Annotated in this window: 15 protein-coding genes; 8 read left to right on the top strand and 7 right to left on the bottom strand. The window is 68.7% G+C overall.

Annotation, left to right across the window (positions count from 1 at the left end):
* Positions 1 to 98: 98 nt before the first annotated feature.
* From QIS96_RS27075 to QIS96_RS27095, 5 genes are read right to left on the bottom strand one after another with little or no spacing between them, the layout of a single operon-like run.
* Positions 99 to 1,409, bottom strand: a complete 1,311-nt coding sequence (locus QIS96_RS27075) for a DUF58 domain-containing protein (protein WP_282545379.1) — start codon at positions 1,407 to 1,409, stop codon at positions 99 to 101.
* An 11-nt stretch (positions 1,410 to 1,420) separates the two neighbouring features.
* A complete protein-coding gene (locus tag QIS96_RS27080; protein ID WP_282545380.1) occupies positions 1,421 to 2,407 on the bottom strand; it encodes an AAA family ATPase in 987 nt (328 codons plus the stop codon).
* Positions 2,404 to 3,582, bottom strand: a complete 1,179-nt coding sequence (locus tag QIS96_RS27085; protein ID WP_282545381.1) for a DUF4350 domain-containing protein — start codon at positions 3,580 to 3,582, stop codon at positions 2,404 to 2,406. Before QIS96_RS27085 ends, QIS96_RS27080 begins: the two co-directional genes overlap by 4 nt.
* Entirely contained in the window at positions 3,579 to 4,265 is a 687-nt protein-coding gene (locus tag QIS96_RS27090) for a DUF4129 domain-containing protein (protein ID WP_282545382.1), read from the bottom strand. The genes QIS96_RS27085 and QIS96_RS27090 overlap by 4 nt, the downstream gene beginning before the upstream one ends.
* Before the next feature lie 4 nt (positions 4,266 to 4,269).
* Positions 4,270 to 5,553 carry a glycerophosphoryl diester phosphodiesterase membrane domain-containing protein gene (locus tag QIS96_RS27095; protein WP_282545383.1) on the bottom strand — a complete coding sequence of 428 codons (1,284 nt, stop codon included), beginning with the start codon at positions 5,551 to 5,553 and terminating at the stop codon, positions 4,270 to 4,272.
* Between the two features lie 140 nt (positions 5,554 to 5,693).
* On the opposite strand from QIS96_RS27095, the gene mtnA reads away from it, so the two are divergent.
* The 7 genes from mtnA to QIS96_RS27130 all read left to right on the top strand — a co-directional run bounded on the left by mtnA (position 5,694) and on the right by QIS96_RS27130 (position 14,698).
* Positions 5,694 to 6,839: an S-methyl-5-thioribose-1-phosphate isomerase gene (mtnA, locus tag QIS96_RS27100; protein ID WP_282545384.1), complete on the top strand. Its 1,146-nt coding sequence runs from the start codon at positions 5,694 to 5,696 to the stop codon at positions 6,837 to 6,839.
* Positions 6,840 to 6,843: 4 nt separating this feature from the next.
* The gene (gene mtrA / locus QIS96_RS27105) at positions 6,844 to 7,533 is read left to right on the top strand and encodes a two-component system response regulator MtrA (protein WP_282537543.1); all 690 of its coding nucleotides are present in this window, start codon (positions 6,844 to 6,846) and stop codon (positions 7,531 to 7,533) included.
* 1 nt (position 7,534) lies between these two features.
* Positions 7,535 to 9,733, top strand: a complete 2,199-nt coding sequence (gene mtrB / locus QIS96_RS27110; protein ID WP_282545385.1) for an MtrAB system histidine kinase MtrB — start codon at positions 7,535 to 7,537, stop codon at positions 9,731 to 9,733.
* The gene (locus QIS96_RS27115; RefSeq protein WP_408907264.1) at positions 9,723 to 11,561 is read left to right on the top strand and encodes an LpqB family beta-propeller domain-containing protein; all 1,839 of its coding nucleotides are present in this window, start codon (positions 9,723 to 9,725) and stop codon (positions 11,559 to 11,561) included. The genes mtrB and QIS96_RS27115 overlap by 11 nt, the downstream gene beginning before the upstream one ends.
* A 182-nt stretch (positions 11,562 to 11,743) precedes the next feature.
* Positions 11,744 to 12,760 carry a ComF family protein gene (locus tag QIS96_RS37920; protein ID WP_282545386.1) on the top strand — a complete coding sequence of 339 codons (1,017 nt, stop codon included), beginning with the start codon at positions 11,744 to 11,746 and terminating at the stop codon, positions 12,758 to 12,760.
* Between the two features lie 314 nt (positions 12,761 to 13,074).
* On the top strand, positions 13,075 to 13,767 hold the full coding sequence (gene hpf / locus QIS96_RS27125) for a ribosome hibernation-promoting factor, HPF/YfiA family (RefSeq protein WP_282545387.1): 693 nt from the start codon (positions 13,075 to 13,077) through the stop codon (positions 13,765 to 13,767).
* 184 nt (positions 13,768 to 13,951) lie between these two features.
* The gene (locus QIS96_RS27130; protein ID WP_282545388.1) at positions 13,952 to 14,698 is read left to right on the top strand and encodes a response regulator; all 747 of its coding nucleotides are present in this window, start codon (positions 13,952 to 13,954) and stop codon (positions 14,696 to 14,698) included.
* Between the two features lie 67 nt (positions 14,699 to 14,765).
* Here the strand turns inward: QIS96_RS27130 and QIS96_RS27135 are convergent, their stop codons facing one another.
* Together QIS96_RS27135 and QIS96_RS27140 are read right to left on the bottom strand one after the other, a co-directional pair.
* Positions 14,766 to 15,938 carry a winged helix-turn-helix domain-containing protein gene (locus QIS96_RS27135; protein ID WP_282545389.1) on the bottom strand — a complete coding sequence of 391 codons (1,173 nt, stop codon included), beginning with the start codon at positions 15,936 to 15,938 and terminating at the stop codon, positions 14,766 to 14,768.
* A 30-nt stretch (positions 15,939 to 15,968) separates the two neighbouring features.
* On the bottom strand, positions 15,969 to 16,553 hold the full coding sequence (locus QIS96_RS27140; protein WP_282545390.1) for a GNAT family N-acetyltransferase: 585 nt from the start codon (positions 16,551 to 16,553) through the stop codon (positions 15,969 to 15,971).
* A gap of 249 nt (positions 16,554 to 16,802) precedes the next feature.
* On the opposite strand from QIS96_RS27140, the gene secA reads away from it, so the two are divergent.
* Positions 16,803 to 19,649 (top strand): preprotein translocase subunit SecA, encoded by a 2,847-nt coding sequence (secA, locus tag QIS96_RS27145; RefSeq protein WP_282545391.1) that lies wholly within the window; start codon positions 16,803 to 16,805, stop codon positions 19,647 to 19,649.
* Positions 19,650 to 19,660 lie beyond the last annotated feature (11 nt).

The raw sequence follows: 19,660 nt of genomic DNA on the forward strand, positions 1-19,660 counted from the left end.
ATTTGTTGGGGAAGCCCCGCACCTGATGGTGCGGGGCTTTCCTGCTTTACCGACCCTTTCCTGGCCCTTCCAAGTCGCGCTTTTCATTTATGTGGGTTTTAGAGGCGGCCAGCGGCCTTCAGTGCTAGATATGCGTCTGCCAGAGCCGGGGCCAATTCGTTCGGGGGCGCGTCGACGACAGTTACGCCGTGGCGGGCAAGCCGTTCTGCGGTGTTCTGGCGTTCGTCCTGGGCTTGGGCGGCGGCTGCAGCCTCGTAGATGGATTCAGTGTTGCCGCGGCCCTTCGCCATGGTCTCGATCTGAGGGTCTGAGACGGATGCCGCGATCACGGTATGGCGTTTGGTGAGACGCGGAAGCAGAGGCAAGAGGCCCTCTTCGATAGGGGCTGCGTCGAGGCTGGTGAGCAGGATGACCAGTGAACGCCGTGGGGCCGTCTTCAGGATGGTGGAGGTCAGGCTGCGCGCATCGGTTTCGACAAGCGTTGGTTCGAGGGAAGCAAGCGAACTGACTAGCGCTGGAAGAACGGCGTTCCCGGACCGCCCCTGGACGAGAGCACGAATGCGACGGTCGTAAGCCAGGAGATCCACGCGGTCGCCGGCCTTGGCAGCCAGGGCGGCAACCAGTAGTGCGGCGTCCATTGATGCGTCCAGGCGGGGTACGTCGCCCACTCGTCCGGCCGACGTGCGGCCGCTGTCGAGGACCAGGAGCACGTGGCGGTCGCGTTCAGGACGCCACGTACGAACGGCGACAGTGGATTGGCGGGCGGTGGCGCGCCAATCGATGGACCTGGTGTCATCGCCCGGGACATAGTCACGAAGGCTGTCGAATTCGGTGCCTTCGCCTCGGGTCAACACGCTGGTGCGGCCGTCGAGTTCGCGCAGGCGTGAGAGCTTCGAAGGCAGGTGCTTGCGGCTGTGGAAGGCCGGCAGGACGCGAAGGGTCCACGGCACCTTGTGGCTGCCTTGGCGCGAGATCAGCCCCAGCGGGCCAGTGGAGCGCACCGTGACGCGGTCAGGTTGGTGGTCACCGCGGCGAGTGGGACGAAGCCGTGTGGTGATCCGGCGTCGTTCCCTCGGGGGGACCACGATGTGTTGGCGTGAGGAGGTGGCTTCCGAGCCCGTTGCCCTACTGCTCGGAGGCCAGGCGTCCCGTAGCTGAGCTCGCAGAGGGCGGCTTGAAGAGTTCGTGATGGTCAGGTCGATATCTGCACTCCCACTGAGTCGAACGTTTGTATCACCGGATCGAGTGAAGTGCAGCGTTCGTACTGGCGCGGCGAGGGCGTAGTCGCACATCATGGCTAGTGCGAGAGGGGAATTGACGGCGAGGATCCCCGTCCAGCTTGGCTCGATGAAGCCGACGGGGATGGTGCCAAGAGCCGCGAGCAGAGCGGCGCGTCCGGTGGGGGCCATGAGGATCGGCCTCAGCGGGGTACGGGGACGTTGGCGAGGATGGCGCTGATGACTGAATCAGCGGTGACTCCCTCCATCTCGGCCTCGGGGCGCAACTGAACCCGGTGTCGCAACGTAGGCAGGGCAAGGGCTTTGACGTCATCGGGGGTCACATAGTCCCGGCCGGTGAGCCAGGCCCAAGCGCGAGCAGTGGACAGAAGCGCAGTGGCCCCACGGGGAGAGACGCCGAGAGTCAGCGACGGCGATTCGCGAGTGGCACGACAGAGATCGACGACATAGCCAGTGATTTCGGGGGAGACGGATGTTTTGGCAACTGAGATGCGAGCTGCTTCGAGGTCTGCAGGACCGGCTACGGGCTGGGCGCCGGCAGCTTGAAGGTCACGAGGGTTGAAGCCGTCTGCGTGACGTGTGAGTACGGCGATCTCGTCCTGCCGTGAGGGAAGCGCGACGTTGAGCTTGAGGAGGAAGCGGTCGAGCTGTGCCTCGGGAAGCGGATAGGTGCCCTCGTATTCGACCGGGTTCTGCGTCGCCGCTACGAGGAAAGGCTCGGGGAGCGGACGAGGCTTGCCGTCGACCGTGACCTGACGTTCCTCCATGGCTTCGAGGAGGGAAGCCTGTGTCTTCGGAGGGGTGCGATTGATCTCGTCGGCGAGCAGCAGGTTCGTGAACACCGGGCCGGGCTGGAACGAGAACTCGGCAGTGCGTGCGTCGTAGACCAGTGAACCGGTCACGTCGCTCGGCATCAGGTCGGGAGTGAACTGGACGCGCTTGGTGTCGAGCTCCAGGGCAGCAGAGAGGGCCCGGACGAGGAGTGTCTTGGCGACACCGGGGACGCCCTCGAGCAGGACGTGACCGCGGCACAGCAGCGCGACCACGAGACCGGTGACTGCGGGGTCCTGGCCGACCACGGCCTTGGCGATCTCGGTGCGCAGGGCCTCCAGAGAGGAACGGGCGGCGGTGTCCGCGTTCCCTGCGGAGTCTGCGATCGGGGCGCTCATGAGGTGCGTACCTCTCTTTCGAGGGCGTCGAGTCGGTCGGCGAGGGTGATCAGAGCTGCGTCGTCGGGTGGGGGAGGTCCGAAGAGGAGGGACTGGAGGTCCTCGGAGCTGTCGGGGAGTTGAGCAGAGACTGCGGGCAGCAGGGCCTCTGGTGCGTGGGCGCCGGCGTGGGGGACGCCTACGAGTGGGGCGAGGCGGGTGCGGGTGGCTGACCGGAGGGCCTTCGCTGCGCGGTCGCGGGCGCGTGCCTTGCTGTAGAGGCGGGCTCTGCCTTCGACGGCCTCGGAGGCTCGGATGGTGACGGGGAGACGCTCTTGAACCAGAGGGCCGAGACGACGGCCACGCCACAGGGCGGCGAGTACGGCGGCGACGGAGAGCTGGAGGGCGGCCCAGCTCCAGCCGGAGGGGATGAGGTCGAAGAAGCTGCGATCGCCGCTATCGGCAGCCGAGGAGTCACCGACCGAGGGGAGGTACCAGACCAGATGAGGGCGGGATCCAAGAAGTTGAAGGGCGAGGGAGGCGTTCCCGTGCTCGTCGAGGCGGTCGTTGTAGAGGATGTCCGGGGCCCCGAGGAGCACCGTGTCGCCTCTTCCGGAGCTGATCCGCAACAGAGTGGGGAGGCCCTCGCTGCTGTAGCAGGAGGTCGTACGAGGAAGGCTCGAGCTGTAGCGGATGCCGCCGGTGTCAGCGTTGCCTGCGCGTTGGGCCGCTGGGAGCGAACAGGCAGGTCGCAGCGTCGTCTTGGTGCTGGGCTGTTCGGCGCGTACGCCTGGGGAGAGGGTGTCGACGGAGGGTTTTCCGGCGGCTACCAGGACGGTTCGGCCGGAGGCTTGCTGTGCAGCGTTGCGGAGAGAGGATTGCTGCTTCTTTGTGAGCAGGTCGGGGGTTGCGATCAGGAGCGTGGTGTCAGGTCCGGTGACGGCTTCGGCGGCCCTGCTCGTGGTCACCACGCGGGTGGAGACGCCTCGATCGGCGAGGAGTTCGGAGACCGCTCGGCTGCCATAGGGGTCAGCCGAGCGAGGGTCGAGGCGGCCGTGGTGACCGCCGGAGCGGACGGCGGCGATGGCGATGCCGGCGGCGAGAAGAACGACGAAGCCGAGCAGCAGTCCGCGCGAACGGGTCCAGACCTGGCGGGGGGTGGTGGAGACCGAGGTGGATGCTGCGGTGTCGGTCATCGGTTGGTCCTCGAGGCAGAGGTGAGGACGGGCTGGGTGCACTCCAGGTCTTGGTCGAGGGTGGCGACGCGGCGATATGCGTGCTCGTCCGCGCTGCGGCCTCCGTATGTGACGGCGTCGAAGTCGCGGGCCGCGGTGTGCAGTCGCGCCTTGTGGGAGGGCAGGGACTGGGATGCTTCGGAGGCTGCCTCGTCGGCGGTGCGGCCGGGGCGCGGGTCGAGGAGGGCGCGCTCTTCGAGGGAGCGTACGACGGCGCGCATGCGCTCCTGGAGCGCTTGGTTCCAGTGCCGGTCGGCGGCGTGGGCCTCGGCGGCTGCCCGATGCTCGGCGGCGCTGCGCGGCCGGTCGTCGAAGACGGGTGCGGATGACGACGGGGCACGGTGGGGTGTTCCAAGCCGCCACCACAAGGCGCCGAGAAGGAGTAAAACCATCAGGACCAGCACCACGAGTCCGAGTGCACCGCCGGGTGTTGCTCCCGAGGCGGCTGTGAAGAGGTCGCCGACCCACTCCCAGAAGTGGTCCAGGGCCCGCTGGAGGAGGCTCGGATCGTTCTCGTGGTACATGGGCCTGGACAGCTCGCGTTCCGCGGCTTCCCGCGCGGGAACACGCGGGATCGTGACGGGCGGCTCGTCGCCGGACAGCGGCTGCGCGGCCCACGCCCCGTGGAGTCCCCCCGTCGTCACCGCATCAACTCCCCGGTGTGGTGCCGGGGGTGTGGGAGCCGTAGTCCTGGATGCCGGCGGCGCGGGCCAGTTCCAGGTCGAGGGCCTCGCGGCGGATGCGCAGGTCGATGTAGAGGAGCACCGAGACGCCCGCCGTGATGGGGAAGGCGAGCATGGAGCCGATGACGGAGCCGATGCCTGTGATGATCAGGAAGGTCCAACCGACGCTGTCGGCGCTGCTGTTGAGGAAGCCGCTGACTCCGTCGCCGCTGAGGGCTGCGGCCAGAACGGTGAACGGGACCAGGATGATCGACACGACGATGTTCACGAGGATCGCGGCGAGCAGTTGGATGCCGAAGACCCGCCACCAGGAGCCCTGGACGAGTTTGGCGGAGCGTCCGAGTGCCTTGCGTACGGTCTGCTTCTCGAGCATCAGCGCGGGGGAGGAGAGGGAGAACCGGACCATCAGCCAGATGGCGACGATCAGGCCGCCGAGTCCGCCCAGAAGGGCAAGCGAGGCGCCGGCCTGGGAGGCGCCTGCCACGGTCACCAAGATGCCGGGGAGGGTTCCCACGGTGACGAGGGCAGCGGCCAGCAAAGGCAGCAGGAAGGTGAGCCCGAGGAGGCGCGGCAGCTGAGGGCGTGCGTCGTGCCACGCTTCGGCGGTGGTCACCGGCTTTCCGAGGACGGCGCGGCTGGTGACCATGGTGAGCAGGGCGGTGACGACGAAGCTGCCGAGCAGCGACACCAGGAGGATGACGCCGGAGTCGAGCAGGGCCTGCGCCAGGGCGCTGGTCAGTTCGTCGACGGTGGCGCTCGGGTCGCTGAGGGCGTCGGTGGTGGTCTGGGTGTTGAGGACCAGACCCTGCAGCAGGACGACGGTGACCTCGGTGACCATGGCCACCGCGAGGGAGATGCCGAGGACCGTGCGCCAGTGGGCGCGCATCGTGGAGACCGCACCGTCGAGGATCTCGCCGACGCCGAGCGGGCGGAGAGGGATGACACCGGGCTTCGCCGCTGCGGGCGGTATGCCCCAGCCGCCTCCGCCCCAGCCACCTTGAGGTCGGCCCGGAGGCACTCCTGGGCCACCGCCCCAGCCGCCGTGACCGGCCCGGCCCGGAGGCGGGGTCGGCTGACCTGGGCCGGAGGCGCCGGGTGCGGACCACTGGGCGGGCGGCGGTTGTTCCTTGGACCACTTCGAGGCCGGGCCGTCCTGGGGACTGGTCGGCTCGGCGGGGCGGGGCTTGTCCCCGTCCGGTCCGTCGGAGGGGGCAGATCCGGGCGAGGCCCAGCCCGGAGTGTCGTTCATCGTCGCTCCTTCACGGTGCACGACCGCGGTCGCGGCGGCAGGTTGGCTGCCATCGTGCCACGGTGTGCTTGTTCGGGGACGGGGTGCCGGATGAGCTGCGTACCTTCAATTGTCCGACGGGGAAAGGGCAGACTGGGCGGATGGCTGATCAGTACGCGGAATCCCATGAGGACGGTGGGCGGATACGGACGCCTTCGATCCGCTGGGACGAAACATCCGAGGGGCCTGTGCTGCTCCTCCTCGACCAGACGCGGCTGCCGGCCGAGGAGGTCGAGCTGGCGTGCAAGGACGTCTCGACGCTGGTGCAGGCGATCCGGTCGCTGGCCGTGCGGGGAGCGCCGCTGTTGGGGATCGCCGGGGCGTACGGCCTCGCGCTCGCCGCCGTACGGGGACACGACGTGGACGAGGCGGCGGAGGCGATCGCCACCGCGCGGCCCACGGCAGTGAACCTCGGTCGTGGGGTGCGCAGGGCGCATGAGGCGTATCGGGCGGCCGTCGCAGGTGGGGCCGGGTGGGCGGAGGCGGCTGCCGTGGCGCTGGCCGAGGCGAAGGCGCTGCATGCGGAGGACGCCGAGGCGAGCCGGCGGATGGCCGAGCACGGGTTGGCGCTCCTCGACGAGCTGCTGCCCGGTGGCGGACATCGGTTGCTGACACACTGCAACACCGGGGCGTTGGTGTCCGGGGGAGAGGGCACGGCGTTGGCGGTGGCGCTCGCCGCTCATCGGGCGGGGCGGCTGCGGCGGCTGTGGGTGGACGAGACGCGGCCGTTGCTGCAGGGTGCCCGGCTCACGGCGTACGAGGCGGCGCGGCACGGCATGGCGTACACCTTGCTGACGGACAACGCGGCGGGTTCGCTGTTCGCTGCGGGGGAGGTGGACGCGGTGGTGATCGGGGCGGACCGGATCGCGGCCGACGGTTCGGTGGCGAACAAGGTGGGGAGCTATCCGCTCGCTGTGCTCGCCCGCTATCACCACGTGCCGTTCATCGTGGTGGCCCCCGTGACGACGGTGGACGCGGATACGCCCGACGGCGCCTCGATCGAGGTCGAGCAGCGGGCGGGACGGGAAGTGACGGAGTTCATGGCGCCGCAGGTGCCGGGGGCGGGCGGGGTGCCGGGAAGCCGGTCCGTGGCGCCGCTGGGCACGCAGGCGTACAACCCGGCGTTCGATGTGACGCCGGCGGAGTTGGTGACGGCGATCGTCACCGAGTACGGGGCCGTCTCGCCGGTGACCACCGACGGGCTCGTGGAGCTGTGTGCCAGGTCACGCCAGGTAACGATTAGCTAATGGGATGATGTCAGTCATGAAGGGACGAGTCCTTGTCGTCGACGACGACACCGCACTGGCCGAGATGCTCGGCATCGTGCTTCGTGGTGAGGGTTTTGAGCCGTCGTTCGTAGCAGATGGCGACAAGGCGCTGGCTGCCTTCCGTGAGACCAAGCCGGATCTGGTGCTGCTCGATCTGATGCTGCCCGGTCGGGACGGCATCGAGGTGTGCCGCCTGATCAGGGCGGAGTCGGGGGTGCCGATCGTGATGCTCACGGCCAAGAGCGACACCGTCGATGTGGTGGTGGGCCTCGAGTCGGGGGCCGACGACTACATCGTGAAGCCGTTCAAGCCGAAGGAGCTCGTGGCCCGTATCCGGGCGCGGCTGCGGAGGTCGGAGGAGCCTGCCCCGGAGCAGCTGGCCATCGGTGACCTGGTCATCGACGTGGCCGGGCACTCCGTGAAGCGGGACGGCCAGTCGATCGCGCTGACGCCGCTGGAGTTCGACCTGCTGGTGGCGCTGGCCCGTAAGCCGTGGCAGGTGTTCACGCGTGAGGTGCTCCTCGAGCAGGTGTGGGGCTACCGGCATGCGGCGGACACGCGCCTGGTGAATGTGCATGTGCAGCGGCTGCGTTCGAAGGTCGAGAAGGACCCGGAGCGTCCGGAGATCGTTGTGACCGTCCGTGGTGTCGGTTACAAGGCCGGACCGAGCTGACGTGTCCCGGGACAGTGCCGCTTCGGCTCCCGGGGAGCCGGGGAACTGCCAGGGGCGGCCGGTGAGCCCGTCAGGGCGCACCTCCCGGTTCGGGCGGCTGATCGACGGTGGGCTGCTGCTGCAGGATGGTGTGCAGGGCAGTCCGGTGCTGCGGCTGTTCACACGTTGGGTGCGGCGGCCGCTGCTGCCGGTGATGCGGCTGTGGCGGCGCAACATCCAGCTGCGGGTGGTCGCGGCCACGCTGGTCATGTCGCTCGGCGTGGTGCTGCTGCTCGGCTTCGTCGTCATCGGGCAGGTGCGAAACGGCCTGCTCGACGCGAAGGAGAAGGCCGCGCAGATCCAGGCGACCGGTGGTTTCAAGGCCGCCGTGGACAACGCGGCCGACAGCCAGGGCGCGGGCGGCAGTGCGACCAACGACAGCGTGGGCAGGCGGAACGCCGTGCTGTGGCGTTCCGACCTGGTCACCCAGCTGTCGAGTGGCGGCCAGAGCGCCTTTCACGTGGTCGCGCTCGCGGCGGGCAGTGACGCCGGGAGGGGCCGTGGACCGCGGGCCTCGGGCTATGTCGACGCACTGGAGAGCGTCCCCAACGAGCTGCGCACCCAGGTCGACCGTGCCGACGGCGCGTACCAGAGCTTCTCGCGGATCGAGTACGTGAACGGCGGGCCGGAACCGGTTGCCGGGCTGGTGATCGGCAAGCGGCTGATGGACATCAACAACGATCCGTACCAGCTGTACTACCTCTTCCCGCTGACGCAGGAGGAGAAGTCGTTGAGCCTGGTCAAGGGCACCTTGGCCACGGCCGGTCTGTTCGTGGTGGTGCTGCTCGGGGCGATCGCGTGGCTGGTCGTGCGCCAGGTCGTCACACCGGTGCGGATGGCGGCGGGGATCGCTGAGCGGCTGTCCGCGGGGCGGCTCCAGGAGCGCATGAAGGTGACCGGCGAGGACGACATCGCCCGGCTCGGTGAGGCCTTCAACAAGATGGCGCAGAACCTGCAGCTGAAGATCCAGCAGCTGGAGGACCTCTCGCGGATGCAGCGCAGGTTCGTCTCGGACGTGTCGCACGAATTGCGTACGCCGCTGACGACGGTGCGGATGGCGGCCGATGTCATTCATGAGGCGAGGGTCGACTTCGACCCGGTGACGGCGCGGTCGGCCGAGTTGTTGGCGGATCAGTTGGACCGGTTCGAGTCGCTGCTCGCGGACCTCCTGGAGATCAGCCGGTTCGACGCGGGTGCCGCGGCGCTGGAGGCGGAGGCGACGGATCTGCGGGATGTCGTACGCAGAGTGGTCGGGGGAGCCGAGCCGCTGGCGGAGGCCAAGGGCGGCCGGATCCGGGTCGTCGGCGACGAGCAGCCGGTCGTCGCGGAGGCGGACGCGCGCCGGGTGGAGCGGGTCCTGCGTAACCTCGTCGTGAACGCGGTGGAGCACGGGGACGGCAAGGATGTGGTCGTACGGCTCGGCGCTGCCGGAGGTGCGGTGGCGGTCGCGGTGCGTGACTACGGAGTGGGTCTGAAGCCGGGGGAGGCGACGCGGGTCTTCAACCGGTTCTGGCGTGCCGACCCGGCACGCGCGCGTACGACCGGTGGTACGGGTCTCGGGTTGTCGATCGCGCTGGAGGACGCGCGGCTGCACGGCGGCTGGCTGCAGGCCTGGGGCGAGCCGGGTGGTGGCTCGCAGTTCCGTCTGACGCTGCCGCGTACTGCGGACGAGGCGCTGCGTGGTTCGCCGATACCGTTGGAGCCGGAGGACTCGCGCCGCAATCGTGGGTTGAACGAGGCGCGCCTGGCGGACGGCGAGCAGGGCAAGCAGGCGACGGTGCCGGCGCAGTCGCCGAGCGAGCGGGCCCCCGTGGCCGTACCGCCCACCGCGTCGTCGGTGCTCGTGGCCCCGCCGAGTGCGGATCCGACGGCGCTGCCGGGCAGCGGTGCGCGGGTCGTGCCGCGTCAGGTGAGCTCGCCGGAGGGGCTTGCGGGTGGCCGCGCCAGGCACAGCGATAGTGCGGATGGCGGAGAGCTCCGTGGTGGGCGGTCGCCTGCTGAGGAGGCGTCAACCGGCAGCGCACAGAAGTCAGTTGAGGCAGAGTCGGGAACGGGATCGGAAGCGGCAGCGGAAGTGGAAGCCGCAGAGTCACAGGCGCGCGCCCAGGCACAAACGCAGGCACAGGCGTCGGGGGAAGAGGAGAGCACGCGTGGGCGCTGATCGTGGACGATCCGGCCTCTTCCGCCGCACGCGTACCTCCATGGTGCTCGGATGCTCCGCGGTCGTGCTGGCCGGGTGCGCCTCCATGCCGGAGAGCGGCGGTGTGGAGCATGTGGATGCCTCTCCGCAGGAGCCGCAGGTGCAGGTCTTCGCTGTGCCGCCGCAGAAGGACGCCAGTCCTTCGGAGATCGTCGAGGGCTTCCTCGAGGCGCTGACCAGCGACGATCCGGAGTTCTCGACGGCGCGGAAGTATCTGACCAAGGAGGCGTCGGAGCGCTGGGAGCCGGAAGGGGCCACCACGGTCCTGGCCGACGGGCCCAACGCGGACTCGACGCGTACGAGGACGGACCCGGACGGCGACGGCTATCTGTACGCGCTGACGGGGCGGATGATCGCGACGGTCGACAAGGAGCACGCCTACCTGTCGGAGCAGGGGAAGTACTCGTCGCTCGTCCACCTCGTCCGGCAGGACGGCGACGAGTGGCGGATCGACGTGCCGCCGAACGGCGTGGTGCTCGCGCAGTCCGACTTCGAGCGGCTCTATCTGCCGGTCAGCAAGTACTTCTACGCCGCGCCGTCCCCGTCGGACGGCGGGGAGGTGCGGTCGGCGCCGGCGATGGTCGCCGACCCGGTGTACGTCCGCAAGCGGATAGACCCGGTGACGCAGGCGGTGCGTTCGCTGCTCGACGGCCCGACCAACTGGCTGGACAACGTGGCGTATTCGCGTTTCCCGACGGGCATCGCGCTGAAGAAGGGCACCAAGTCGCTGGCGCCCGACGACCAGAACCGTCTGACGGTCCCGCTGAACGGGCGGGCGAACGCGGTGAAACCGGATCGCTGCGCGAAGATGGCGGCCCAACTCTTCTTCACTCTGCGGGACTTGACTCCCACAGGCATCGAGCAGGTGGAGCTGCAGCGCGAGGACGGCAAGGAGCTGTGCTCGCTCGACGCCGACCAGGCGGAGGCCAGCGCGCCGAACCGCTCGCTGAGCGGCGCGGATTACCAGTACTTCATCGACGACAAGAACCGTCTGGTGCGGATGCCGAAGAACGGCGACGAGGTGGAGCCCGTTCCTGGCCCGCTCGGCAACGGGGAGCGGCAGCTGCGCTCGGCCGCGGTGTCACGCGCGGAGGACCACGCGGCGGGGGTGTCGAACGACGGCCGCTCGCTGTACGTGGGGTCCCTGCTGTCCGACGAGCGGCTCGAGAAGACGAAGGTGCGCAGCCACGCCAAACAGGAGAAGGACCGCCTGACGAAGCCGAGTTGGGACGGCCGCGGCGATCTGTGGGTCGCCGACCGGGACCCGCGCGACCAGCGGCTGCTGTGGCTGTCGCAGGGCGGTGGCGACCCCGTGGAGGTCAAGGTCGTCGGCCTGGGCGACGCCAGGATCAACGCCGTACGGGTGTCGGCGGACGGCGTGCGGGTCGCGCTGATCGTCGAGCACGAGGGCAGGACAGAGCTGAAGATCGGCCGGGTGGAGCGGCAGGGCACGTCCGAGGACCCGGAGGTTTCGGTCGTCGAACTGCGCCCGGGGGCACCGCAGATGGAGGACGTCACGGCCATGTCGTGGGCCGGCGGCAGCCGCCTCGTGGTGGTCGGCAAGGAGGCCGGGGGTGTGCAGCAGTTGCAGTACGTGCAGAGCGACGGCTCGGTCGTCCCGGGCTCCTCGCTGCCTGCTCTCACCGGAGTGACGGACATCGCGGCTTCGGAGGACGAGCGGCTGCCGATGGTGGCCCGCTCGGAGGAGGACGGAATCGTCCGACTGCCTCCGGGGGCGAACTGGCGGCCGGTGGTCAAGGACGGAACGTCACCGGTCTATCCGGGCTGAAGGGCACGGCACGGCCACCCCTCCGACGCTCCCCTGTCGGGTAGTTGACTCTTCGTCAAAACCTGCTGAGCGTAGCTGACTTGGCATGCCCTGAAGCCTGCTCGCTGCACCTCTTCCGGGGCTCTCCCGAGAGTTATCCACAGGGGTGGCAGAGAGCTGAGTCCGTTGGCACAGTGAGGGGCATGCGGGGTTGGTGGCGTGACCTCGCCGACCTGGTGCTGCCCGCCGACTGCGCGGGCTGTGGGCGGCCCCGCGAGCTGCTGTGCGAGAGATGCCGCGCTGCGCTGTACGGCAGGGAGCCGCGCCGGGCGCGACCCAACCATGCGCCGGCCGGACTGCCGGTCGTGCACGCGGCCGCGCCGTACGCGGAGGGGGTGCGCTCGGTGCTGCTCGCCCACAAGGAGCGCGGTGCGCTGGCCCTGGCAGAGGCCCTGGGGCTGGCCCTCGCGGGTGCGGTGCGAGCGGGGCTCAGAGTCGGCGGGGAAAGAGTGTGGAGCGACGAGAACGGGGGACACGGTGGAGTCGAGGAAGGTGATGCATACGAGAGGTGCCGGCGGTACGAGTACGAGCAGCACCAGCGACACCAGAAGCACCACAGGCACCCGCGACACGGGGGACCTGAGCAGTACGAGCAGGACGCTCCGCTCCTGCTGGTGCCGATGCCGTCGGCCAGGCGGGCTGTCGCCGCGCGTGGCCATGACTCGGTGCGGCGCATCGCCCGCGCGGCCGCCCGGGAACTGCGGCGCTCGGACATCACGGCCCAGGTCCTCCCGGTCCTGCGGCAGGGGCGTCCCGTCGCGGACCAGTCGGGGCTCAATTCCCGGCAGCGGATGGCGAACATGAGCGGCGCGCTCGAGACCGTGCCCGGAGCAGGGCGGCTCCTCGCCGGCCGACGTGTGGTCCTCGTCGACGACCTGATGACCACGGGCGCATCCCTGGCAGAAGGGGCCCGCGCACTGGCCGAGGCACCGACGAGATCAGGCACGGCCGGGACCCCGGTACGCGGCACGAGAACGCGAGGGACTCCCCCGGGAGGACAAGCCGGGTCGCGGGAGAGAGGCCGGAGCGGAACAGTGGACACAAGCGCACCCAACGCCCGGTCGGGAGCATCGAGAACGATCGAACAGCGGGGAATGTTCCCGCTGTCCGCAGCAGTCATCGCCACGTCACCGGATTCCTTCGAAATAAACCGGAACTGAGCGAGAACTTGCATCGTTGCAGGTAGTGAGAGTGGAAATGCACTTGAACGGAGGTACGCCGCAGTAGAGGGTGACGACATCCGTCCGGGCGAGATATGTTCGGTTGTGAGGAAAGGCAAGCGCCTGACCTCGTATATCGGAATGCTGGTGCATGGGTTTTCTGCAATCACCCGCACCGGTGGGGTGGAGATCTTGCCCGCGGGGGAGGAGGAGGTGGAAGTCACCAAGTCCGAGACTCTGGGGTCACCGGAGTCTGGTGCAAAAGGGAGACGCTCCGCCCGAGTATGCGGAGCGATCCGGGAACGGAGTTCTGCGTGGACATCGTCGTCAAGGGCCGCAAGACAGAGGTGCCCGAGCGGTTCCGCAAGCACGTGGCCGAGAAGCTGAAGCTGGAGAAAATCCAGAAGCTCGATGCCAAGGTGATCAACCTCGACGTCGAGGTGTCCAAGGAGCCCAATCCGCGACAGGCCGACCGTTCTGACCGCGTGGAGATCACTCTGCGCACACGCGGCCCGGTGATCCGGGCAGAGGCCTCGGCCAGCGATCCGTACGCTGCGCTCGACCTGGCCCAGGAAAAGCTGGAAGCACGACTGCGCAAGCAGCACAGCAAGCGCTCCACGCGCCGTGGCAACGGCCGGCTCTCCGCGGCCGAAGTCGCCGACCGGGTCCCCGGTGCGGCGACGCTCAACGGCGACGGCACACCCGTCCCGACCGGTGAGGAAGAGGGCGTACCGACGAAGCGGATCGGTTCACTCGAGATCCAGGGCGACGGCCCCATCGTCGTACGCGAGAAGACCCACGTCGCGACACCCATGTCACTCGATCAGGCGCTCTACGAGATGGAGTTGGTCGGGCACGACTTCTACCTGTTCGTCGACTCCGAGACCAAGGAACCCAGCGTCGTCTACCGACGGCACGCCTACGACTACGGCGTCATCCACCTCAGCACGGACCCAATGGTGTCGAAGGCCCAGTCGACCGCGCCCGGCGGCTCGCTCGGCGGCTGACCTCCGATGACAGCGACGACGGTGCCCCTGGAGCGCATGTGCGCCCCCGGGGCACCATCGTGCGACCCCTTCCGGCGCTGGTGCGCCGTCGGGGCATGAAATCATGGCCGAGCAGGCCAACCCGTGTGTCACGGAAGCGGGTTGCGGCATCTTGAACAGGCCTCGGCCTTCAGGGGGAGGAACGATGGCGGCCACGTTTGGACCACTGCGTGACGATGCTGCGGACGACGAAGTCGTAGGCATCGGAATGGAGGCGGAAGCCCCACGGAAGGAACCCATCCGGGTTCTCGTGGTGGATGACCACGCACTCTTTCGTCGAGGGCTGGAGATCGTCCTCGCACAGGAAGAGGACATCCAGGTCATCGGAGAAGCGGGGGACGGCTCCGAGGCCGTCGACAAGGCAGCCGACCTGCTGCCCGACATCGTCCTGATGGACGTCCGGATGCCCAAGCGGGGCGGCATCGAGGCGTGCACCGCCATCAAGGAAGTCGCACCCAGCGCCAAGATCATCATGCTGACGATCAGCGACGAGGAAGCCGACCTCTACGACGCGATCAAGGCCGGCGCCACCGGCTATCTCCTCAAGGAGATCTCCACGGACGAGGTGGCGACCGCGATCCGCGCCGTCGCCGACGGGCAGTCGCAGATCAGCCCGTCCATGGCGTCGAAGCTGCTCACCGAGTTCAAATCCATGATCCAGCGCACCGACGAGCGCCGGCTCGTGCCCGCACCGAGGCTCACCGACCGAGAGCTCGAAGTGCTGAAGCTCGTCGCCACCGGAATGAATAACCGTGACATCGCCAAGGAGTTGTTCATCTCCGAGAACACCGTGAAGAACCACGTGCGCAACATTCTGGAGAAGCTGCAGCTGCACTCCCGCATGGAAGCCGTGGTCTACGCGATGCGGGAGAAGATCCTCGAGATCCGGTGAGCGTCGGTTCGGCGGCGGTGACAACGATGGCTGCCGCGACGGCGAAGGTGGCGACGGCGGCGGTGACTCAGGCGAGCGCCGCCGTCAGCGGCGCCTGCAGCCTCGCCGGCGTCACCCGCTCCACCCGGACCTGATCGCAGCCCACCCACTCGGCAGCCTCCCGGAGCGCCACCGCCATCGGCTCCACGGCCTTCGGCGTGTCCAGGGAGGCGTGCTTCGCCACCAGCGTGCCGCCCTCGCGTGCCGGGTCCACCCGGCCCAGGAGACGGCCCCCGGACAGCAGCGGCATCGCGAAGTAGCCGTACACCCGCTTCGGTCTGGGGACGTACGCCTCCAGGCGGTGGGTGAAGCCGAAGATCCGCTCCGTGCGCGCGCGTTCCCAGATCAGGGAGTCGAACGGCGAGAGCAGAGTCGTCCGATGCCGGCCCCGAGGAGCGCTCGCAAGGGCCGCCGGGTCCGCCCAGGCCGGCTTGGACCAGCCCTCTACCTGCACGGGCACCAGGCCGGAGTCGGCGACGACGGAGTCGAACTGCTCGCCCTTCAGGCGGTGATAGTCCGCGATGTCCGCGCGCGTGCCCACCCCGAGCGCCTCGCCGGCGAGTCTCACGAGGCGCCGCAGGCACTCCAGGTCGTCCAGGTCGTCATGGAGCAGCTCGCCCGGCACGGCGCGCTCCGCCAGGTCGTACACCCGCTTCCAGCCGCGGCGCTCGACGCACACCACCTCGCCGTACATCAGCGCGCGCTCGACGGCGACCTTCGACTCGGACCAGTCCCACCACTCGCCCTTGTTCTTCGCGCCGCCCAACTCCGTTGCCGTGAGCGGTCCTTCGGCGCGCAGCTGCTTGACCACCTGGTCGTACGCCGACTGGCTCAGGTCGTGGTGCCAGTGCGGGCGGGCGCGGTACGCGCGGCGGCGGAAGGAGAAGTGCGGCCACTCCTCGATGGGCAGGATGCACGCCGCGTGCGACCAGTACTCAAAAGCGTGGGTGTCCGTCCAGTACGCCTCCTCCACCGGCTTGCGGCCCACGGCGCCGAGGCGGGCGTACGGGATCAGCTCGTGGGAGCGGGCGAGCACCGAGATCGTGTCGAGCTGGACGGCGCCCAGGTGGCGCAGGACGCCGCGCACCCCGCAGCGGCGGTCGGGCGCGCCCAGGAAGCCCTGGGCGCGCAGGGCGATACGGCGGGCCTCGTCGGCGGAGAGCTCGACTTGGGGGACGGCTGGAGCCACGGCGGAGGTCATGTCCGTAACCGTAGGGCCCGCCACTGACAGTCAGGCCTGGACCGGTGGATCCGCGGGCAAGTACGGGTCAAGCGGCGTCAGTTCGAGGTCCGACGGAAGCAGCGAGCCGACCCAGCAGTCGCGTCGCGTACCGCGGTGCAGGAGCGCGGCGCGAAGCGTGCCCTCCATGGTGAAGCCGGCGCGGATCGCCACCGCGCGTGAGGGCATGTTCCCCACCTCGGCGCGCCATTCCAGACGGTCGATCGCCGCGCGTGTGAACGACCAGTGGGACAACGCGCGGAGCGCTTCGGTGACATGGCCGCGGCCGCGCTGCTCCTTCACCGACCAGAAACCCACCTCGGCCGCGCCCGCACCGCGCAGCATGATCCCCATCACGGCCGCCAGAGTGCCCTCCGCGCGTGTGCGGACGGCGAACGTGTACTCCCTGTTGTCGCGCCACGCGTCCGGGGCGAAGCGCTGCGCGAAGTGCTCGGCGTGTTCGCGCTCATAAGGAGAGGGAACGGTCGTCCAGCGCTGGATGTCGGGGTCCTGGCAGGCGGCGTAGCAGTCCTCGGTGTCTTCGGGCCCGAGGGGACGCAAAAGCAGGCGCTCAGTGGTGAGTGTGACCGGTTCCATCGGCCGATTCTCGACCGTTCCGAGAACAGGCGCCAGAACTTTTCCCGGCCGCATGGGCACCTGTCGGGACCTTGAAGCGTTCTCCAAGAGAATGGCGGGTGGCCTTCGTCACGACGACCCTCCCGAGCCGCAGGCGTCCTCGCTTACGATGGCCGTTGCGGTGGGGTCCACCTGCTGTGCCCGAACCGCGACCGAATCCGGATAAGAAACCGACCGAGCCAGGCCCGACCGGCAAGGAGACCAACCCTCGTGTCCGTCTTCAACAAGCTCATGCGTGCAGGCGAAGGAAAGATCCTGCGCAAACTGCACCGCATCGCGGACCAGGTCAACTCCATCGAAGAGGACTTCGTCAACCTCTCCGACGCCGAGCTGCGCGCCCTCACGGACGAGTACAAAGAGCGCTACCAGGAGTGGGTCGACAGCGAAGGCAAGTCCGGTGACAGCCTTGACGACCTGCTGCCCGAGGCCTTCGCCACGGTCCGCGAGGCCGCCAAGCGCGTCCTGGGCCAGCGCCACTACGACGTGCAGCTGATGGGTGGCGCGGCGCTCCACCTCGGCTATGTCGCGGAGATGAAGACCGGTGAGGGCAAGACCCTCGTCGGCACGCTGCCGACGTACCTCAACGCCCTTTCGGGCAAGGGCGTTCACCTGATCACGGTCAACGACTACCTGGCCGAGCGCGACTCCGAGATGATGGGCCGCGTCCACAAGTTCCTGGGCCTGTCCGTCGGCTGCATCATCGCCAACATGACGCCGGCCCAGCGCCGCGAGCAGTACACCTGCGACATCACCTACGGCACGAACAACGAGTTCGGCTTCGACTACCTCCGCGACAACATGGCCTGGTCGCAGGACGAACTCGTCCAGCGCGGCCACAACTTCGCGGTGGTCGACGAGGTTGACTCCATCCTCGTCGACGAGGCGCGTACGCCGCTGATCATCTCCGGCCCCGCCGACCAGGCCACCAAGTGGTACGGCGACTTCGCCAAGCTGGTCACCCGCCTGACCAAGGGCGAGGCGGGCAACCAGCTCAAGGGCATCGAGGAGACCGGCGACTACGAGGTCGACGAGAAGAAGCGCACCGTCGCCATCCACGAGTCCGGCGTCCAGAAGGTCGAGGACTGGCTGGGCATCGACAACCTCTACGAGTCGGTGAACACCCCGCTCGTGGGTTACCTCAACAACGCCATCAAGGCGAAGGAACTCTTCAAGAAGGACAAGGACTACGTCGTCATCGACGGCGAGGTCATGATCGTCGACGAGCACACCGGCCGTATCCTCGCCGGCCGCCGCTACAACGAGGGCATGCACCAGGCGATCGAGGCGAAGGAAGGGGTGGACATCAAGGACGAGAACCAGACGCTCGCCACGATCACCCTGCAGAACTTCTTCCGCCTCTACGGCAAGCTCTCCGGAATGACCGGTACGGCCATGACGGAGGCCGCCGAGTTCCACCAGATCTACAAGCTGGGCGTCGTCCCGATCCCGACGAACCGGCCCATGCAGCGAGCCGACCAGTCGGACCTGATCTACCGCACGGAGAAGTCCAAGTTCGACGCGGTGGTCGACGACATCGCCGAGAAGCACGCCAAGGGCCAGCCGATCCTGGTGGGCACCACCTCGGTCGAGAAGTCCGAGTACCTCTCGCAGCAGCTCGCCAAGCGAGGCGTCCCGCACGAGGTGCTCAACGCCAAGCAGCACGACCGTGAGGCCACGATCGTCGCCCAGGCCGGCCGCAAGGGCGCCGTCACGGTCGCCACGAACATGGCCGGTCGCGGTACGGACATCAAGCTCGGCGGCAACCCCGACGACCTCGCCGAGGCCGAGCTGCGCCAGCACGGCCTCGACCCCGAGGAGCACATCGAGGAGTGGGCCGCGGCCCTGCCCGCCGCCCTGGAGCGCGCCGAGGCGGCCGTCAAGGCGGAGCACGACGAGGTGAAGGACCTGGGCGGTCTGTACGTCCTGGGCACCGAGCGCCACGAGTCGCGCCGTATCGACAACCAGCTGCGCGGTCGTTCCGGCCGTCAGGGCGACCCCGGCGAGTCCCGCTTCTACCTCTCGCTCGGCGACGACCTGATGCGTCTCTTCAAGGCCGCGATGGTCGAGCGGGTCATGGCGATGGCCAACGTCCCGGACGACGTCCCGATCGAGAACAAGATGGTCACGCGCGCCATCGCCTCGGCCCAGTCGCAGGTCGAGCAGCAGAACTTCGAGACGCGCAAGAACGTCCTCAAGTACGACGAGGTCCTGAACCGCCAGCGTGAGGTCATCTACGGCGAGCGCCGCCGCGTCCTGAAGGGCGAGGACCTGCACGAGCAGATCCGCCACTTCATGGACGACACGATCGACGCGTACATCCAGGCGGAGTCCGCCGAGGGCTTCGCCGAGGAGTGGGACCTGGACCGCCTCTGGGGCGCGTTCAAGCAGCTCTACCCGGTGCAGGTCACCATCGACGAGCTGGAGGACCTGGCCGGTGACCGCGCGGGTCTGACCGCCGAGTTCATCAGCGAGTCCATCAAGGAGGACATCCACGCGCAGTACGACGCGCGCGAGGAGCAGCTCGGCTCGGAGATCATGCGCGAGCTGGAGCGTCGCGTCGTGCTCTCGGTCCTCGACCGCAAGTGGCGCGAGCACCTCTACGAGATGGACTACCTCCAGGAGGGCATCGGCCTGCGCGCGATGGCGCAGAAGGACCCGCTGGTCGAGTACCAGCGCGAGGGCTTCGACATGTTCACCGCGATGATGGAGGGCATCAAGGAGGAGTCCGTCGGCTACCTGTTCAACCTGGAGGTCCAGGTCGAGCAGCAGGTCGAGGAGGTCCCGGTCGAGGAGAAGGCGCCGTCCCTGGAGAAGGCTCCGGTCGAGGACGCGGTGCCCGCGGGCGCCGGGCGTCCGGAGATCCGTGCCAAGGGCCTCGAGGCCCCGCAGCGCCCGGACCGGCTGCACTTCTCGGCGCCGACGGTCGACGGCGAGGGCGGCGTCGTCGAGGGCGACTTCAGCAACGACGACGAGAACGGGGTGCGCTCGTCCACGGACGGCATGACGCGCGCCGAGCGCCGCAAGGCCCAGAAGGGCGGCCGCCGCCGCAAGAAGTGAGGCGGGACGGC

Source organism: Streptomyces cavernicola, assembly GCF_029968035.1.
In the GTDB taxonomy this organism is placed as follows: Bacteria; Actinomycetota; Actinomycetes; order Streptomycetales; family Streptomycetaceae; genus Streptomyces; species Streptomyces cavernicola.

Bases quoted from the DNA above. Each gene is read 5' to 3' on its own strand.
- QIS96_RS27075 (WP_282545379.1), bottom strand. From the start codon at position 1,409: ATGGCCCCCACCGGACGCGCCGCTCTGCTCGCGGCTCTTGGCACCATC.
- QIS96_RS27080 (WP_282545380.1), bottom strand. From the start codon at position 2,407: ATGAGCGCCCCGATCGCAGACTCCGCAGGGAACGCGGACACCGCCGCC.
- QIS96_RS27085 (WP_282545381.1), bottom strand. From the start codon at position 3,582: ATGACCGACACCGCAGCATCCACCTCGGTCTCCACCACCCCCCGCCAG.
- QIS96_RS27095 (WP_282545383.1), bottom strand. From the start codon at position 5,553: ATGAACGACACTCCGGGCTGGGCCTCGCCCGGATCTGCCCCCTCCGAC.
- mtnA (WP_282545384.1), top strand. From the start codon at position 5,694: ATGGCTGATCAGTACGCGGAATCCCATGAGGACGGTGGGCGGATACGG.
- mtrA (WP_282537543.1), top strand. From the start codon at position 6,844: ATGATGTCAGTCATGAAGGGACGAGTCCTTGTCGTCGACGACGACACC.
- QIS96_RS37920 (WP_282545386.1), top strand. From the start codon at position 11,744: ATGCGGGGTTGGTGGCGTGACCTCGCCGACCTGGTGCTGCCCGCCGAC.
- QIS96_RS27130 (WP_282545388.1), top strand. From the start codon at position 13,952: ATGGCGGCCACGTTTGGACCACTGCGTGACGATGCTGCGGACGACGAA.
- QIS96_RS27135 (WP_282545389.1), bottom strand. From the start codon at position 15,938: ATGACCTCCGCCGTGGCTCCAGCCGTCCCCCAAGTCGAGCTCTCCGCC.
- QIS96_RS27140 (WP_282545390.1), bottom strand. From the start codon at position 16,553: ATGGAACCGGTCACACTCACCACTGAGCGCCTGCTTTTGCGTCCCCTC.